Below are 16,899 nucleotides of genomic sequence, written 5' to 3'. Positions count from 1 at the left end.
CCCGTGCGTCTCGGATCTGTAGTGGCGTACGCGGCTGACGGCCGCATCATCGACTTCAGTAGCAGGGGGCAGGGCATGACTCAGGTTCATCGCTGGCGCGCGTTCGCGGTGCTGGCTGTCTCGTTCTTCATGACGATCGCGGACCTCGCGATCGTCAACGTGGCGCTGCCAACTATCGGCGTCAAGCTGCACATGCCGGAATCGAGCCTGCAGTGGGTCGTCACCGGCTACGCGCTCACCTTCGGCGGTTTCCTGCTGCTCGGCGGCCGTGCCGCGGATCTGCTTGGGCGCCGCCGCATGCTGATGATCGGCCTAGCCGTGTTCAGCGCGGCGTCGCTGGGCTGCGGGCTGGCGACCGCGGAGGGGTTCCTCATCGCGATGCGCTGCCTGCAGGGGCTCGGCGCCGCGATTGTGCTCCCGGCGGCGCTGTCGATCGTGATGAACATGTTCCCCGAGGGCGCCGAGCGGAACAAGGCGCTGGGCGTGTGGGGTGCCATCGGAGCCAGCGGCGCGACCGTCGGACTGATTGCAGGGGGCCTGCTCACCCGCTACGCCGGCTGGCAGTACATCTTCTTCCTCAACGTCCCGATCGGCGCCGCCGCGCTGCTGCTCGCCCCGCGCGTCGTGCCGGAGAGCCGGCTCGCCACAGCGCGCAGGCGCTACGACCCGTTCGGCGCGGTCGCCGTCACCGGCGGCCTGTCACTGCTGGTCTACGCGATCTCGACCGCCCCGCAGGTTGGCTGGGGCACGGCCCGGACGATCGCGCTGCTGGCGGTGTCCGCCGCCCTGCTCGCGGCCTTCCTGGTCATCGAGACGCGCGTAGAGGCGCCGCTGATGCCGCTGCGGATCTTCCAGAACAAGACGCTGGCGGGCGCGAACGCCGTCAGCGTGCTGCTGGGCGCCAGCTTCTTCGCGTTCATCTTCATCGGCACCCTGTACATGCAGCAGGTGCTGGGTTACTCCGCGCTGAAGGCCGGCCTGGCCTGGCTGGCGACGTCGCTCACCTCGGTCGCCCTCGCGGGCCTGTCGCAGGCGCTGGTCACCCGCGGCTGGGCGAAGCTCGTGATGGCGGCCGGCATGGCCATGATCGGCGGCGGCGTGCTGTGGGCCACCCAGGTGCCCGTGCACGGGCACTTCTGGGCCAACCTGGCCGGCCCGTTCGTCATCGTCGGGATCGGCACCGCATTCGCCTTCATCCCAGTCTCCATCGCCGCCCTGGCCGGGGTCGCCGAGCATGAGGCCGGCCTGGCCTCCGGGCTCCTCAACACCTCACAGCAGCTCGGCGGGGCGATCGGCGTCGCGATCGCGTCCACGCTCGCCGCCACCCAGGCCAGCACCCTGCTGCGCCAAGGCGCCGCGCCAGCCGCCGCGCTGACCAGCGGCTTCCACTGGGCGTTTTGGGCCTGCGGCTTGATCGGCCTGTGCGGTGTCCCCGTGACATACCTCCTGGTTCGGCGTAACGAGCTGGCCAAGGCGGTTGCCCGCACAGCCCAGAAGCCCCAGCCAGCAGCCGCGGAGGTTTAACCCGGCGTGTCGGGTGCCGGCACACGGCATCCGCCACCTGCGCGGATATGGCATTAAGTCCGGCGTCGAGTTCGGCGACGAGGATCTGTAGATCCGGTCACGGCCCGCGCCGCCGTGGATCGTCGGTCGGTGCCGGTCGGCGACCAGGCCTAGGAGGAGGGCTGGGCATCTCATCGAGGAGAACACAAGTAGCGTGACGCGCTATGGGCATGACCAACTCTGAGATCATCGACGCAGCGCTCGCCCGCATCTTGACTGAGTACATAGACGAGGACAAGGCGATCCAGACAGCGGACTTCGTCCGGGATCGGCTGGCCGCAGGATTGTACGAAGCGTTGCGGGCAGAAACTCTGTGCGAGTTGGTGACCGAGGACCTCCAGCAGGTCACCAACGACAAGCATCTGCGCCTGTTGTGGAGTGACGAACTGCAGGAGGTTGGCGGCGCGGAGGAGGACGAGGAGTTCTTCGCCGATCTCGCCCGCTCGGAGAACCAGGGGATCCGGCGGGTGGAGCGAACACGCGGGCGCTCATCCTGGACCTGCGAGAGAACCGCGGTGGCTCGACCTACGGCATGGCCTACTGGTGCAGCTACTTCTTCCCGGAAGGGGAGAGCGTTCACCTGACCGATGTCTACCGGCGCACCGCCGGGCAGACCCAGCAGTTCTGGACGCTTCCCTACGTGCCCGGCCAGCGCTACCTCGATCGCCCTGTGTACGTCCTGACGGGGCCGGTGGCTCTCGACGTCGCCTATCAGTGCGCGCTCGAGAGGATTTCGTCATCCCCCGCCCGATGAACTACACGCGCACCGTAGATGCGCGAGCCTTGACACGTCGGCCACGGTGGAGCTCGACGGCCCAGCCGGGACCAGTTAAGACCTTCATCGCCAGGGCGAAGGGACCCTGCCGAGCTGGCCTGCAGTCTTCCCGCTGTTCTTGCGGACCGTCACCTCGCCGGAGTCGGTGACGGCAACCGCATCCAGGCCGTAATCGGCCTGGGCCAGCCTGCGCCCTGCGCCTTTCCCTCCGGCGCAGGTTGCCCGCCCGGGCGGCCCGTCGCAGCAGGAAGAACGCGCCAGCGGGGCGACCAGGCCGCCTTCCGGGCCGAACGACCCGCCGGTCAAGGCGGCAGGACCGGGCAGCGTGGTGTGCAGCAGGCCGAAGTGCTCCTAGTGCCACCGCGCCGGGCTAGGCTGGCGCTGTGCAAGACCAAGGGTACGGTCGGCCGCCTGGGGCCGGCGCGGAGCCGTCGGCTGGCGCCACGGTCATTCGGGGCCGCAACACCGGGGCGGCTGTGATTTTCGGCTGCCTCACGCTGCTTTTCATCCTCGTCCTGACGGTCTCGGAGGGCAGCCAGGAAACCACGGGCGGGCGGATCGCGGCGGCCGTGTTCTTTGGCGTCTTCGCGCTGATCAGCCTGGCCGGGCTGATCGCCGGGCTGGTGCGCACGAGCCGCATGGAAATCGGCCGGGACGTGATCGTCAGCCGGCCCCTGGCCAGCAGGCGAGCCCCGCGCAGGCCGTCCGCGAGCACGCCGCAGACCCGGGTGTTCACGTTTCCCCGGCACGAGGGTGACACGCTGCGGCTGCTGCCGAAGTTCACGTTCTACGCCCGGGCCAGGAAGCCGAAGCTGATCTTCCTCGGCCGGGGCGGCTTCATCCCGCTGAACGGGTACTCGCCCGCCCGGGTACAGCGGGCCTGCGAGGCGCATGGCTGGCGGTTCGACGGTAACCCGGCCCTGGCGGTCAAGGACGTGCAGGACTGGCTGCACTCCGGGCTTTCCCTGGACGCGGTGCAGTTGCTGACGACGTTCGGGCCGTTCCCCGGGGCGGCGGCGGACAACGAGCCCCATACCAGCCTGGAGGCCGCGGTCTTCGAGGACCTCGGCGACAAGTTCACCGGCTCCGGCCGGAGCAACGCCCGCGACGCCTACCGGCGGGCGGCCGGGCTGCAGCGCGCGTTCGCCGGGTACGCGGCGACGCCGGACGAGGCCGCCGCCCGGGTCGCGGAGGCGGTCAGGATCGAGGGCAAGCTCCACCAGCGGTAGCGCCGCACGGGCCTGGCCTGCACCATTTGGGCTCCCGTTCCCCAGTTGTTACATAGCCGCAACCAGCGCTGGGCATGCTTGGCCTCGTGGGGGACCTCAGGCGGGCTGGCGCGGGCACGTAATCGTGTGCAGGCTGCCCGGGTGGGCCTTCGGATCGTGGAGCAGCTTGCGCTCCAGGCGCGCTCCTCGGGCGCCAGGTCGGCGGGGTCGCCCGAGTAGGCCGGCACCACCCCCGCGTCCCGAGTCGAGCGGCGGGCCATGTGCTCGCCGTGGGCAGCGACGTCATCTGAGCAGCCGTGAGCCCGATTGGTGCAGAGTCGAGGCGTCGGTGACCGGCTCGTCCGCTGCCGGCCGCCCTGGCGGGGACGACGGATCAGTGCGGAACCGGCGCGCTGCGGCGGATTGCGCCTGCGCGCAGGGGCCTGCCGCGGCTGTCTTACCGTCACCGTCGTCAGGCCCGGGGATCCCTGGGTGCCTGGGATGCCAGAGACCACCGCCCGGGTCACCTTCTGGCGTGACCCGCCAGATGATGTCTAACCTTGAGCGAAGATGGGAGTACGGCGTGATGGCAAGTGACGGGCTGTCCCCCGCGGGCGTGACTGCTCCCGCCGCAGGGATGGGGGCAGAGGACGATCTTCAGTTGCTGCGGCATTACGAGCCAGTGCTGCGCTTTACCCTCGGCGAGCTTTTCTTGCCGATGTCGGTTGAGGGCTATCTGGGCAACTGCAGTCTGTGGCGGTCGGCCGTCCCCGGGGGCGCCGGGCCGCGCGACGGCGCGGAGCAGCTGTGCACGCCGGGAGAGCTGACGCCGGCTCGCCTGGCTCAGACCAGCGCGGCGACAGGGCGGGACCTCTCGCTTCGGTTTGTGGAGCGCCCGCTAGGCCGGAGCGAGTTCCGCGCGTGGCGGCGTGATGCGGGGCGCGCGCAACTGGCGGCTGGGGGCAGTCGGTTCGCCGCGGTCGGCCTGCTGAGCCGGTTCATCGACGCGGCGATGCGGTTGTCGCTCCTGCTGCGCGGACGGGTGCCCGGCGGCACCGCGGCCGCAGCCGAGCAGAAATACCGGGCTCAGGCCGACCCGGACAGCTGCCCGTACTATGGCCGGGTCACCCGGGACCGGGGTTTCGTTGCCTTGCAGTACTGGTTCTTTTACGCGATGAACGACTGGCGGTCGACCTTCGGCGGCGTCAACGACCACGAGGCCGACTGGGAGCAGGTCCACTGTCTTCCTGCCGGACCCGCCGGACCTGTTCTGCCGCCCATCTGACGATCCCGACCTGGAGTGGCGGGACACCCACCCGGTCGTCTTCGCCGGCGCTGGGTCGCATTCGGGGGCCTGCCTGCCGGGGGATTACCTGGTCACCGTCGAGCCGCCCGAACTTGGGCGGCTGCTCGCCTCGCTGCGCCACCTGAGTCGGCTGCTTCTGCCGTGGACACGCACGCACGCCGGCACCGCACTCGGCATCCCGTTCATCGACTACCGCCGGGGCGACGGTCCCTGCGTGGGATCCGGCGAGGATAAGAAGTGGCGCCCAGTGGTCGTCAACGACCAGACGCCCTGGCTGAGGGACTACCGGGGCTTGTGGGGGCTAGACACTCGCGACCCGTTCGGCGGGGAGCGCGCGCCGGCCGGCCCGCGCTACGAGCGCGACGGGTCAGTGCGGCTCTGCTGGTCCGACCCGGTGGGATGGGCAGGCCTGGATAAGGAAGCACCCTCGCCGGGGGCGGAGCGGAAAGCAGTCATGGACCGGATTACGGAGCTAGACGTCCAGCTCGCTGCGGCCGCGGCCGAAGTCGGCGACCGCGGCGATGAGCTGCGCCGGGTCCGCGCCGGCTCCCGGACAATGAGCAGGGACGGGATCACCAGGGACCCGGCCGCGCTGGCCGCGCTGGAGACCTCTGTCGAGCAGGCGCGCCGCCGCCGTCTGGCGCTCGCCGAGGAACGCGAGGCGCTGACGCGCTCATCCGTCCACGGCCTCCCGCAGGAGGAGCCGCACGCGCACCTGCGGCACCGGGCACTGCCGAACGTCGACCCGGTGCGCACCCGCCGCCGGGTGCTGGGGGAGTGGTCCGCCGTTTCGGCATCATTCCTGCTCGCCGGGTTCGCCGTGGTGATCCTCGGTCACCTCGGCGAGTACGTGCCAGTCGTCGGCGGCCTGGCGGTGATCATGCTGTGCGCGGAGGCGTTCGCCAGAGGTCACCTGGGGCGGTTCGTCGCGGAACTGCTCGCCGCTGCCGTCGTCGCCGCAACGGTGTGGCTGGTGGCCTGGGCAGCGCTGGGCCACTGGCGGACGGCCGCAGCCGCTCTGCTCATGCTGGCCGCCACCATGCTGTTGCTCGCCAACATCCGCGACCTCTTCGTCAAGCGCTGACCTTGGCACCCGCCGCACAGGTTGCATTCATGCGCGGCCTGAACGGCGGTGGGCAAGTGTAGGATCTCAAATCCGATAACATGTTGATCTTGTCTGACCTGCGGGTTCTCGGGTTGTCTCACGACGATTGCACCAAGCTCAGTCTCAAACTCGTGGCATTTTCACAGCGCGGCCTGTTCCGCCGGGGGCCGGTCCCCACCTGGCGCCGACTCGTTCGCCGGTACATGCAAAACTCGGCGAGGACATGATCCGGCGCGGTTGGCTGGATGCACGTCGCCGGAGATAAGTCCTCGGAGGGCTGGAAGAGTACGCGCCGCACCCGCGGCATCATCGGCACGCCGGACCGCCTGGCGCAGCTCGGACCGGTGTCGGGGATGCCGGGCACCATGGGGTCGGGTATGACGGTCCTGGTGCGGCTTTCCCGGCGAGGCTGGTGGCCCGGAGCCGAGTGGCGCCGCCGCCCTGATCACAGGTCGAACGAGTAGAGCCCGGGGTAGGTGACCCATGGGGCGGGAACCGGTTCCTTCAAGCCCGAGTCAGCTGGCCGTGAGCAGGTAGGGATCCAGGTAGCCGGTGTCGCCGCCGAGTGCTTGGTAGGGAGCGAACGCGACCACCGCAGCGGTCTCAAGGTCGGGGTGCTAGTCGCCGATGGCGATGCCAACCTGGTGGCGGGTTTCCTGCATGCCGAACCGGGTGGCGACCTCAACCAGCAGCACGTCGCCCTCCGCCAGCGCCGCGGGCCTTCAGGCCGGTAGAACCAAGACGGCGCCCCCAGGCGACGAGCCCCCGGCCAGACCACATCACCGCGCTCGCCGGGCAGCCGAGCCGGAGTGCAGCGGCTGTCCCGGCCGCGCACACCGTACCGTGGCCGCAGGCTCACTGCGGTCAGCCAGGGCAGGCACGCCGACCTCGGCGAACAGTACCCGGGACCGGGCGGCGCTCTGCCGGATCAGGGCAGCCGCGGGCAGCGGGACGCCCGCGGCCACGAGTGGCTTGCTGAAATCGAGGCGCCGCGACGCCAGCACGGCATTGGGCTGAACGGTGAGCCTCGTGGCCGCCGGGGCAAGCTGCACGGCCTGCTCCGCCACGAGTGCGGGGTGCCGCGCCGCGAAAGCCCGGCCCCGAAGGCGAGTCCGCCGATGCTCGCACCGGCGATGAGCACAAGTTCCATGAATCCCTCCTCGCGAAAGACCGACCGTCGGGCGAATCCCGGCGTCCGTCCTGCGCTGCAATGACAGCGATGTGCGCTCTACACCTGTAGAGGAGGATGGTACTCTACAAATGTAGAGGACAGCTCGAGAACGGAAGGGGGCCATGCCAATGGGCCTGGAAGACCACCTGCCCGCCGGGTTCTTGCTGACCAGCGTGGAGAAGTGGGCCCGGTACGCGCGGTCCCGGTCGATGTGGCCGGCCACGTTCGGCCTGGCCTGCTGCGCGATCGAGATGATGCAGACGGCCGGCCCGCGGCACGACTTGGCCCGGTTCGGCATGGAGAAGATGGGGGCCACGCCGCGGCAGGCCGACCTGATGATCGTCGCCGGGCGGGTCAGCCAGAAGATGGCGCCGGTGATGCGGCAGGTCTACGACCAGATGCCCAGCCCGAAGTGGGTGATCGCGATGGGCGTGTGCGCGTCCTCCGGCGGCATGTTCAACAACTATGCCATCGTGCAGGGCGCCGATCACATCGTGCCCGTCGACATCTACCTGCCCGGCTGCCCGCCGCGGCCGGAGATGCTGCTGGACGCCATCCTCAAGCTGCGCGACCAGATCCGCCACACGAAGCTCGGCGCCAGCCGGGACCGGGAAATCAACGAACTTGAGCACGCCGCGCTCCGGCGGCAGCCGCTGCACCATCCCCGCAATGCATAGCCGCCACCCGTTGCCTTGTGACATGTCATAGCGACGTCATGGCCAATTGGCCAGAAGGGATCGATGCGCTATGGGGAACAAGCCGCGCTTCATTAGCACCACCTTCCCCGAGGAGTCATCGTGGGCACCATCAAGAACATCTTCTTGAGTGCGTACTTCGCGGCCTGCGTGGCTGTCCTCATTTGGGGTCCCCTGATCGTCATACACGGCTACCGTCAGTGGTGGCTGGTGAGGTTGTACGCAGTAATGGCCGTTGCTGCCATCGCTGGCAGCATCAGCCACTACCGAATCCGACGGCGGAACAGGAAGAGCTAACCCCGCCGGACCTCGCAGCGAACAGCCAAGGACAACGCCAGGACTGTGCCGCAGTAGCCTTCCAGCGAGGCAGGCACTACGCGAGCCGCGCTGGCTTCGAGACGAAGAGATCACGCCCACCATTGGCGACGCTGGGCCATCCACGGGCCGGAAGCGCGGAAGTCCGAGAGGCACGCGAGGCACGCGAGGCACGCACCGACAATGACGATAGGTCTGACCTGGGATATCGAACGCGCCGGTGAGCGCGGGTAGCGGCTCGACAGTTCTTTCAAGCTGGTCGTGCCAGCCGCATGCCAGAACGAGGCCGAACCGCCGACGTCGAGCGGTAGCCAGCCGACGAGGAAACCAGTCCTGTCCAGGTGAACAGCAGTTGACTGTCGCGCTCAAAAGAGTGCAGGTCTTCTGAAGGGATTTATGACCTGGAGTTTTTGCCTGATTTCCGGGTGATCGGTAATGCGGTCTTCGCGATACACCGCGATTTGCTACGCGCGAGAGGCGGGATCCGGGCGGGTGACGGCGGTCAGCAGGGCCTGGACAGTCGCCCGCAGGCCCGTGCCGGCCAGATCACGGTCCCCAGTCCCGGCGATGGCATCGAAGAGCAGCCCGTCCAGGAGGGCGAGCAGATCGACAGCCCGGCGGCGGGGATCAGCCAGTCCGAGGGCGGCGAGCTGCTCAGCGACCGCCTCCTGGACGACGGCCCAGGATGCGGTCAGGGCCGCGCGCAGCTCAGGACGGCGGACAGCCTCCAGGATTAGCTCGTACCGTGCCAGGTGCCGCGACCGCCCGGTGGTGGCCCCGATCTCGATGATCGTGGTGATCGCCTCGGCGGCCGCATCCAGGTCCGTAACAGGAAGGGCAGGGATCTCGGCTGTGATGAGCTCGGCCAGCCGCTCGACCACTGCCTGCAGCAGGGCCTGGCGGGTCCGGAAGTAATAGGACGTAGATCCTTCGGGCAGCCCTGCGCTCCGGTCGACAGCGCGATGGGTAAGCCCGCGCATCCCGGCCGCCGCGATCGTCTCGATGGCCGCGTCGGCTAGGTCAGACCGGCGAGTCATGAGCTGCTCTCCTCTGCTGTCCGGTTAGGCCAACATCCTTCTACAAGCGTAGAGGGTGTCTATAGGCCGCGAGCGGTCGCCGGCATGGCTGACGCGTTGCTGTTCCGGCCACGGCACGATGCGCTCGACGCGTTCAGGCAATGACGACCGATTTCCAGGGAAATGCAAGCAGATCGAGGAACGCGCCCGCCCGGCGGGTGTCGGGGATCGGGTCGCGCTGGGAGTCGCGGGCGACGACCGCGCCGCGGTGGCCGCGGTGGCCGCGATTGTGGACGACCTCGGCTTCGACCCCATCGACATCGGTCCACTTGCATCGGCGCCCTCCTGGCATCCGGCCGCGAACTGTTCGGTGCCCTGCTCAACCGTGCCGAGTGCCGCGCCGTAATCCAGCGAGCACTGCGGCAGCGCCAACGCAATCCAGCTCTCGCCACCGCATCCACACGCCCGTAACAGAGGCTTATCCGGCACCCAGCCAGGGCTGCGCTGCTAGGTGGGGGACGGTCCCAAATCTGTCTGATTATTCCCGAGAAGCGTTCCGGCGTGTCTTACAGTCAATGTCGTATACGCAACCCGTACGACATTGACTGTGCGATTCCGCACGCGACGTGAGACCCTACAACGAATCCCTACAACACCACCAAACATAGCTGCTGGGGCAATGTAGGGTCTCACGTCACGTGACATGTTGATCTTGCCTGACCTGCGGGTTCTCGCTTGTCTCACGGAGATATCGCCATGATCAGTCTCAGACTCGTGGCATTTCCTCTGCCGTAGCCCGCTTCAGTGCATGGATCTGCAGGTTCCTAGTGTCCCGAGTCATTGAAGACTTTGCAGGTTGTAGGCTTGGCTTGTGCCGAGCCCGAAGCTGATTCCGCTGGTTCTGTCTGATGCTGAGCGCGCGTCGCTGGAGGCCTTGTCGCGCAAGCGGACGGCGTCGCAGTCGCTGGCCGGGCGGGCCCGGGTGATCCTGGCCTGCGCGGAGGAGGGCGGGGTGGCGCCGCTGACCCGGGTCGCCGCCAGGACCGGGCTGTCGCGGGAGTCGGTCCGCAAGTGGCGGGTCCGGTTCGTGGAGCGCCGGCTGGACGGCCTCGGCGACGCGCCGCGGCCCGGGGCAGCGCGGAAGATCACCGACGAGCAGGTCGAGGTGCTGGTCACGCGGACGCTGACGGAGAAGGGCCGCGGGCAGGACAGCCACTGGTCGACCCGGTCGATGGCCGCCGAGACCGGCCTGTCGCAGTCGTCGGTCTCGCGGATCTGGCGGGCGTTCGGCCTCAAGCCGCACGTCGTGGAGACCTGGAAGCTGAGCACCGACCCGGAGTTCATCGGCAAGGTCCGCGACGTCGTCGGCCTTTACATGTCGCCGCCGGAGAATGCCCTGGTCCTGTGCGTGGACGAGAAGTCGCAGATCCAGGCCCTGGACCGGACCGCGCCGTGCCTGCCGATGCTGCCGACGACCCCGGCCCGGATGACGCACGACTACGTGCGCAACGGCACGACCAGCCTGTTCGCCGCGCTTGACCTGGCCAGCGGCTCGGTGATCGCCCAGCCCTACCGCCGCCACCGCCACCAGGAGTTCCTGCGCTTCCTCAAGCTCATCGACACCGCCGTCCCCAACGGCCTGGAACTGCACCTGGTGCTGGACAACTACGCCACCCACAAGACGCCCGCGATCCACCAGTGGCTGCTGAAGCACCCGCGGTTCCACCTGCACTTCACCCCGACCAGCTCCAGCTGGATGAACCTCGTCGAACGCTGGTTCGCCGAGCTGACCAACCGCAAGCTGCGCCGCTCCGCGCACCGCAGCGTCACCGAACTCGAAACCGACATCCGCAAGTGGATCAACGAGTGGAACAAGGACCCCAAGCCGTTCGTGTGGACCAAGTCCGCCGACGAAATCCTCGAAACCCTCGCCGCCTACTGCCAACGCATCATCGACTCAGGACACTAGTTTGCGTGTCATCTGAGAACCGACTGAGCTGGCATAACGCATGACGTCTCACAGCGTGGCATCGCCTCTGCGTCTCACGACCGTGGCATGCCAATGCATGCTGCGGTGTAGCGTTTAGTCGATTGGAGGCGCCTGCCGGACCTACCTGAGAGGCGTGGCGCTTCCCGGCCGCCGGCTCTGGCCACGGTCAGCTCCGCCGTCAGCCGCACCCACTCGCGGCGCGCCTGTTCTTCGACGGTCAACCCTCCCGCCTTCGAGATACCCCATTGTTCCGGAATACCGCTCGGCTGCCGGCGGGTACAGCATCACTTCCGGCACCGCCTCCAGCCCTGCCCTGGTCGCCTAATCGGCGAGCTTGCCGACCTGCGGTCTGCCGAGGCCGCGCCGATCATCGGCACGCGGAAGAAGGAGGGCGCGTCAGCGAGTGAGGACCCGGGCGGGACGTGACCTCAGCTTCACCCGCCGATGTCGGCTTTCTGCGGGCAGGCTGCTCCGCCTGGCGACGGACAGTCATCGCACGGTCGCCAGCGAGCGCTGGCGACCGCCTGCCAACGCTGCTACTGATCCTGTCCGCCTCCGTGGCGGTCGCCATGCTCGGTGACGGCTACTACCTGATGAGGCGACCACGCTGGGGCAGCCCATCTCAGCCTTCCGCCCCTCGCGGTGGTCGCCAATGACCACGCTGCCTGCGCCTTCCATCCGGCCCTCGCTACACATACATAGGGTTACTGTCGGCAGAGTGGCAGGTCTCTACAGATGCATGATTCGATCGCGGCGAGGCGTGTATGACCAAGTATCCGGCTGACGGGCACCGCGCCCGCGAACAGCGCGAGGGCGACAACGTTGAATTGGTGCACGAGAAGATCCGCCGCCAGATCCTGTCCGGGGAATTGCGGGCGGGCGAGTCGTTCTCTCAAGTCCAGCTTGCGGCGCAGTGCGGTGTCTCGCGAACTCCCCTGCGCGAGGCTGTCCGGATGCTCCAGCGCGAAGGGCTGCTCATCAACGAACCAAATCGCCGCCTTGTCATTGCGCCCTTCTCGCTTAATGATCTGGAACAGATCTACGGCATGCGACTCGTGCTCGAAGCTGCGGCCCTACGTGCGAGCGTGCCGCAGATGAGCCCGGAAGACATCGCTGACCTGCGGGGCCAACTCGCCCGGATGGAACACTTCGCTGTTCAGGGCGACTACAACCGGTGGCAGGTTCCCCATCGGGCGTTCCACATCGGACTGATCGCACACGCCGGTGAGCGGTTTCGCGCGACATCGTCCGAGCTTTCGGATCATGGCGAGCGCTATCGGCGGTACTACACGGTCAACGAGCCAAAACTCGTCCCCCCAGTGACGCAGGAACATAAGGCGATCTTTGATGCTGTCAAAGACCGCGACGCCGAGGCCAGCGCCCGCAACCTGATCGCGCACCTGTCGCACACGGCTTACGGGGTGATCGACATGGTGCAGCCAGGATATGAACCAGCGGTGCTGGACGGCATCCTGCATGATCTCGTCGGCGCCGCGGCCGCCGATCTGAGGCCGCGGCGGCAAGGCGGCAAGTGACTGCGCGCGGACCGGCCCCTCGTTGCCGGCGGCGAGTAGCTAGCGGTAGCGCTGGTGTGCCATCGCGGTAGCCATCAGGTATTCCAGCAGCCGTACCAGGACTTGTTTGCTGGAGCGGCGGTCCCGGGCGTCGCACTGCTGGACCGGGACGTGGGCGCCGATGTCGAGGGCCTGGCGCACCTCGTCTTCCTCGTAGATGTCCGCGCCGTCGAAGCAGTTCACCGCGACGATGAAGGGGATGTTGCGGGACTCGAAAAAGTCGAGGGCCCCGAAGCAGTCGCCGAGCCGACGGGTGTCGGCGAGGACGACCGCGCCGAGCGCGCCGACCGACATTTCTTTCCACATGAACCAGAACCGGTCCTGGCCGGGGGTGCCGAACAGGTACAGCACCACGTCGGAGCTGATGGTGATCCGGCCGAAGTCCAGTGCCACCGTGGTCGTGGTCTTTCCCCCCACGCCCGTGAGGTCGTCCACAGCTGCCCCAAGTTCGGACAGCCGCTCCTCGGTCCGCAGGGGCTTGATCTCGCTGACCGCGGAGACCAGGGTCGTCTTGCCTGCCCCGAACCCGCCCGCGATGAGTATCTTGACCGCCTGCGCGCCCTCTAGATCCGGGGATCCAGCTATGTAAGAGTTTGCGAACACCTTCAAGCACCGCCTGTAGCAGTTTGATGTCGGGCGCGCCCGCGGCGGGCTGCGGCGACCGGTAGATGAGATACCCCGAGTCGATCAGGTCGCTGACGAGCACCTTGACCGCCGCCAGCAGCAGGTTCATGTGAGCGGCGATCTCGGCGACCGACAGCGCTCGGTGCTGGCACAGGCGCAGTATTTCCCGGTATTCCCGGTCCAGCGCCGTGACGTCCGCCTCGGCGCGGGCGGCCATGACCAGCGTGAGGATGTCGAGCTTGTGCAGATCCTTCCCGGCACGTCCCCGGGTTACCGCGAACGGGCGGACGAGCGGCCCGGGATCGTCCTCGAACGAGAAGTCGTCCGTCATGGCGAGCGCGGAGCCGTCGATTCCGAGGGAAGCACGCGCGGGCTGGCCGAGAGGTTGCTGCCCACTTGCTGCACGATCACGTTCAGCTCATAAGCCACCATGCCCAGGTCGGCGGACGCCGAGGCGAGCAGTGCCAGGCAGGCGCCCTCGCCTGCCTCGGTCACCACGAGGTACCCGTACTCAAGCTCGACGACCGTCTGCAGCACCAAGCCCTTGCCGAACTGCGTACCCACGCCGCGCGACAGGCTCTGGAATGCCGAGGCCATCGCCGCCAGATGGTCGGCGCTGTCGCGGTCCAGGGTCGACGAACGGCCGAGCAGCAGCCCGTCGGCGGACAGGGCGATGGCCTGCTCGGCCCCCGCCAGTCGCCTGACCAGATCGTCCAGCAGCCAGTTCAGCCGGTCCCTCCTGGCCGTGGCCATCCCATCGTCATTCATCGCCTGACCATTCGTGTTCATCGGTTGTCCTGACCCGAGGAGTCACGTCCCAGACGCGTGCCCCGCTGAAATGCCGACATGGAGCCGCGGGCTTCCTCGGGGCTGCGCGTCCGCCGGGGGCCGGTGCTGTCCGCGGCCTCTGCGTCCAACCGCAGCCCCGGCGCGAGGTTCGCCATCCGCTCACGGCGCGGCAACGCCACCCGGTTTCGCCCGGCTGGCCCTGACGCCGGACCGGGGGCCGTGTCCCAGGGCGTCAGCGAGGCCGCGGCGACTTGCACGTCCGGCCAGGACGGAGGCAGTGAGACAGGTTCCGCGGGCCGCTCCGCCGTCGGCTGCCCTCGCAAGTCCGCGTCTTGCCTGCCGCGCGGCCGTGGCACCGGGCCCGGTGCCACCCCGGCCAGAACCTGCTGCGGTTGCTCGTGCCGCCCGGGGCGCCTCATCGCGGACGAGTCGCCGCCAGCGGTGGCGTCGGCTTCGATGACACCGGACGGGATTAGCACGATCGCCTTGATGCCGCCGTAGGCCGACTCCAGCAGGCTGACGGCGATGCCGTGCCGCTGGGCCAGTTGGCCGACCACGAACAGGCCCAGCTGCCGCTGCCCGGACAGGGCCATCGCCTGAAAGTCCGGCGGATTCGCCAGCGTCTCATTCAGCCGCTCCCGCTCGCCGAACTCGATGCCCAGTCCCTGGTCCTCCAACTCCACGACCACGCCCTTGCCCACCAGGTTGCCGCGCACGGTCACCGCCGCATCCGGCGGCGAAAACGCTGTGGCGTTGTCGACCAGCTCGGCCAGCAGGTGGATGAGGTCGCCCACCACGGCGCCCTGCACCTGCACGTCGGGCAGCCGTACCGTGCTCACCCGCGCGAAGTGCTCGGTCTCCGACACCGCGCTGCGCACGATGTCCTCCAGCGCCGCCGGCCGGCGCCATCTGCGGCCCGGCTGGCCGCCGCCCAGGATCAGCAGGTTCTCCGCGTTGCGCCGCGCGCGGGTGGCCAGATGGTCCAGCTGGAACAGCAGCTCCAAGTGCTCCGGGTCATTCTGCTTGGCCTCCGCGACATCCAGCAGCTCCAGCTGCCGGTGCACCACCAGCTGGCTGCGGTGCGCGATGTCCAGGAACACCTTGCTGATGCCGGCCCGGGTTCTGGCCTCGGCGGCGGCCGCCGCGACCGCCGTCCGCTGCGCGGTGTTGAACGCCTCGGCGACCTGCCCGATCTCATCGCTGCCATAGTCGAGCATCGCCACCTCCGACTCCACGTCGACCGAATCTCCGCCCCCGATGCGCCGCACTATCGACGGCAGCTTCGAGTCGGCCAGCTCAAGGGTGTTGGTACGCAACCTGCGCAGTCGGCGCACCAGCCCGTTCGCCAGCACGATGGCGGCGACGAACGCGGCGACGGCCAGCACCAGCACCAGCGAACCCGCGAGAATCGACCTGGACAGCGACCGGTTCGCCGCGTCCACGGCCGCTGCCTGAGCATGGCGGAGGTCATCTCCCCACAGTCCGAACAGGTCCGCGGATACCGTGTTCTCGGCGGAGAGCCAGGAGCCGAGGGGCATCGCGAGCTTGCCGCGCTGGGCAAGGTCGTCTTCGCCGGACGTGGCCAGCCGCCACGCGTTCCCGGCCACGAGCCGGTCGTAGGCCGCCTGCCCGGACTGGGGCAGCCGCGAGGCCAGCGCCTGGAGCTGATTCCGGTAAGCGCCCGTCAGCTGTGCCAGGATCAGCCGGTCAGGCTGAGTCACGATGCCACGCACCGCCCAGCCCGCACCCAAGCCGACCACGCGCGAATGCAGGTCGGGGACCGAGTTCAGGTCCAACACGGTGATCTCGTCTATAGCGGTCGTAGTGTCGGGGGCCGAGAGCGCGGATTGCAGCAAGACCGACGAGTCGCCGACGGCAAGGCGAGTGTAGAAGGCATCGACGTCGCTGACGCTCGCCCGGCCCGTTTGCACGCCCTGGCGCACCACCGGCATCTCGTCAGCCAGCTCATGGAGCAGCGCGTTGCTACGGGTCACCGCATGCGGGTTGAGGCCTTGCGCCACATTGGCCGCTGGGATGAGCCTGTTGAGCGCCGCGTCCGTCGTGTTCCACTGCGCCTGCAGGCCTGCCTGCGCCTGCCGGTCACCTCCGAGGGCCCGCAGGCTGATCGTCCGTTCCTGCTCTAGGGCGGATGTGAACTGGACGAGCGGCCCGCTGGCCTGCACGAAGTAGCTAGAGAAGTTGCGTGCCGAAATACCTTCGGAGATCAGGTAACCGGCGACCGAGGCGCCCGTGATAAGCAAGGCCGCGCTCGGGATCAGCACGATCGCGAGCACTCGGGTCCGGATACTCGAGGTCCATCGCCTGCGCCACCCTTGTCTTCGCCGCCGCGGGTTCGCCCGGAGATTGCCAGTCATGAACGCGCACCCTTTCCCCTCCGACGTGTGTCAAGAGACCGCGCCAGAGCTCTTGCGAATCACTGCGCGGCATGGACGATGAACGAGCTGACGAGCGCCACCGCACATGCGGCGGCCGGGTCGCTCTTCTGTACCGGAACTGTATCCAGTTCTAATGATTGGATCCAGCTGTTAACGGTATCGATTCCGGATCAAGGTCTCGTTCCGGCTGATTTCCGGTAGGACTGCACGGCGAGGTGACCCGCGGCGTTACGGCTCTGTTCGCCGGGGGCGCGGTCCTCTTCTACCGCGCGGTGTGCAGGCGATCGCGACGGGCTCAGTGCAGCGCCGTCGGCGCACCCGGCGTGCCCGCGAAGAGACGCCACCTTCCGTAGTAAGAAGCACCCAGCTCAG

General features: G+C 68.3%; 15 protein-coding genes and 1 pseudogene. 9 read left to right on the top strand and 7 right to left on the bottom strand.

Annotated features, from left to right (window positions below):
* Nucleotides 1-75: 75 nt before the first annotated feature.
* From EAS64_RS30390 to EAS64_RS30360, 6 genes are all read left to right on the top strand, one after another.
* Complete coding sequence (locus tag EAS64_RS30390) at nucleotides 76-1,524, top strand: MFS transporter (protein ID WP_145858613.1); 1,449 nt, start codon at nucleotides 76-78, stop codon at nucleotides 1,522-1,524.
* 203 nt (nucleotides 1,525-1,727) lie between these two features.
* A complete protein-coding gene (locus EAS64_RS30385; RefSeq protein WP_145858611.1) occupies nucleotides 1,728-2,147 on the top strand; it encodes a hypothetical protein in 420 nt (139 codons plus the stop codon).
* On the top strand, nucleotides 2,096-2,317 hold the full coding sequence (locus EAS64_RS47670; protein WP_369333568.1) for a S41 family peptidase: 222 nt from the start codon (nucleotides 2,096-2,098) through the stop codon (nucleotides 2,315-2,317). Before EAS64_RS30385 ends, EAS64_RS47670 begins: the two co-directional genes overlap by 52 nt.
* A 404-nt stretch (nucleotides 2,318-2,721) precedes the next feature.
* Entirely contained in the window at nucleotides 2,722-3,567 is an 846-nt protein-coding gene (locus EAS64_RS30375) for a hypothetical protein (protein WP_145858609.1), read from the top strand.
* 565 nt (nucleotides 3,568-4,132) lie between these two features.
* Nucleotides 4,133-4,831, top strand: coding sequence for a hypothetical protein (locus EAS64_RS30365; RefSeq protein WP_222849721.1), 699 nt, complete (start codon nucleotides 4,133-4,135; stop codon nucleotides 4,829-4,831).
* Nucleotides 4,832-5,066: 235 nt separating this feature from the next.
* Nucleotides 5,067-5,936 carry a hypothetical protein gene (locus EAS64_RS30360; protein WP_145858604.1) on the top strand — a complete coding sequence of 290 codons (870 nt, stop codon included), beginning with the start codon at nucleotides 5,067-5,069 and terminating at the stop codon, nucleotides 5,934-5,936.
* Nucleotides 5,937-6,736: 800 nt separating this feature from the next.
* On the opposite strand, the gene EAS64_RS30355 is transcribed toward EAS64_RS30360, so the two are convergent.
* Nucleotides 6,737-7,024, bottom strand: coding sequence for a hypothetical protein (locus EAS64_RS30355; protein ID WP_145858603.1), 288 nt, complete (start codon nucleotides 7,022-7,024; stop codon nucleotides 6,737-6,739).
* A gap of 232 nt (nucleotides 7,025-7,256) precedes the next feature.
* Here EAS64_RS30355 and EAS64_RS30350 point away from each other — a divergent pair, with 232 nt between their 5' ends.
* The gene (locus tag EAS64_RS30350) at nucleotides 7,257-7,805 is read left to right on the top strand and encodes a NuoB/complex I 20 kDa subunit family protein (RefSeq protein ID WP_145859113.1); all 549 of its coding nucleotides are present in this window, start codon (nucleotides 7,257-7,259) and stop codon (nucleotides 7,803-7,805) included.
* Nucleotides 7,806-8,602: 797 nt separating this feature from the next.
* Here EAS64_RS30350 and EAS64_RS30345 read toward each other — a convergent pair.
* Both EAS64_RS30345 and EAS64_RS30340 read right to left on the bottom strand, forming a co-directional pair.
* The gene (locus tag EAS64_RS30345; protein WP_145858601.1) at nucleotides 8,603-9,175 is read right to left on the bottom strand and encodes a TetR/AcrR family transcriptional regulator; all 573 of its coding nucleotides are present in this window, start codon (nucleotides 9,173-9,175) and stop codon (nucleotides 8,603-8,605) included.
* A 133-nt stretch (nucleotides 9,176-9,308) separates the two neighbouring features.
* Entirely contained in the window at nucleotides 9,309-9,506 is a 198-nt protein-coding gene (locus EAS64_RS30340) for a hypothetical protein (protein ID WP_145858600.1), read from the bottom strand.
* Between the two features lie 519 nt (nucleotides 9,507-10,025).
* On the opposite strand from EAS64_RS30340, the gene EAS64_RS30335 reads away from it, so the two are divergent.
* Nucleotides 10,026-11,123 carry an IS630 family transposase gene (locus EAS64_RS30335; protein WP_145852754.1) on the top strand — a complete coding sequence of 366 codons (1,098 nt, stop codon included), beginning with the start codon at nucleotides 10,026-10,028 and terminating at the stop codon, nucleotides 11,121-11,123.
* Between the two features lie 785 nt (nucleotides 11,124-11,908).
* Nucleotides 11,909-12,679: a GntR family transcriptional regulator gene (locus tag EAS64_RS30330; protein WP_145858598.1), complete on the top strand. Its 771-nt coding sequence runs from the start codon at nucleotides 11,909-11,911 to the stop codon at nucleotides 12,677-12,679.
* A gap of 39 nt (nucleotides 12,680-12,718) precedes the next feature.
* Here the strand turns inward: EAS64_RS30330 and EAS64_RS30325 are convergent, their stop codons facing one another.
* From EAS64_RS30325 to EAS64_RS30310, 4 genes and pseudogenes are all read right to left on the bottom strand, one after another.
* The gene (locus tag EAS64_RS30325) at nucleotides 12,719-13,321 is read right to left on the bottom strand and encodes a GTP-binding protein (protein WP_246115921.1); all 603 of its coding nucleotides are present in this window, start codon (nucleotides 13,319-13,321) and stop codon (nucleotides 12,719-12,721) included.
* A gap of 46 nt (nucleotides 13,322-13,367) precedes the next feature.
* Nucleotides 13,368-13,673 (bottom strand): annotated as a pseudogene (locus tag EAS64_RS30320) (DUF742 domain-containing protein); the annotation flags it as partial.
* Nucleotides 13,670-14,110 (bottom strand): roadblock/LC7 domain-containing protein, encoded by a 441-nt coding sequence (locus EAS64_RS30315; protein WP_145858596.1) that lies wholly within the window; start codon nucleotides 14,108-14,110, stop codon nucleotides 13,670-13,672. The pseudogene EAS64_RS30320 and the gene EAS64_RS30315, both read right to left, overlap by 4 nt.
* Nucleotides 14,111-14,127: 17 nt before the next feature.
* Nucleotides 14,128-16,425 carry a sensor histidine kinase gene (locus EAS64_RS30310; RefSeq protein ID WP_187366283.1) on the bottom strand — a complete coding sequence of 766 codons (2,298 nt, stop codon included), beginning with the start codon at nucleotides 16,423-16,425 and terminating at the stop codon, nucleotides 14,128-14,130.
* Nucleotides 16,426-16,899 lie beyond the last annotated feature (474 nt).

Origin of the sequence: Trebonia kvetii (assembly GCF_007827045.1) — a bacterium.
In the GTDB taxonomy this organism is placed as follows: Bacteria; Actinomycetota; Actinomycetes; order Streptosporangiales; family Streptosporangiaceae; genus Trebonia; species Trebonia kvetii.
This window is presented reverse-complemented; position numbering and strand designations above follow the sequence as displayed.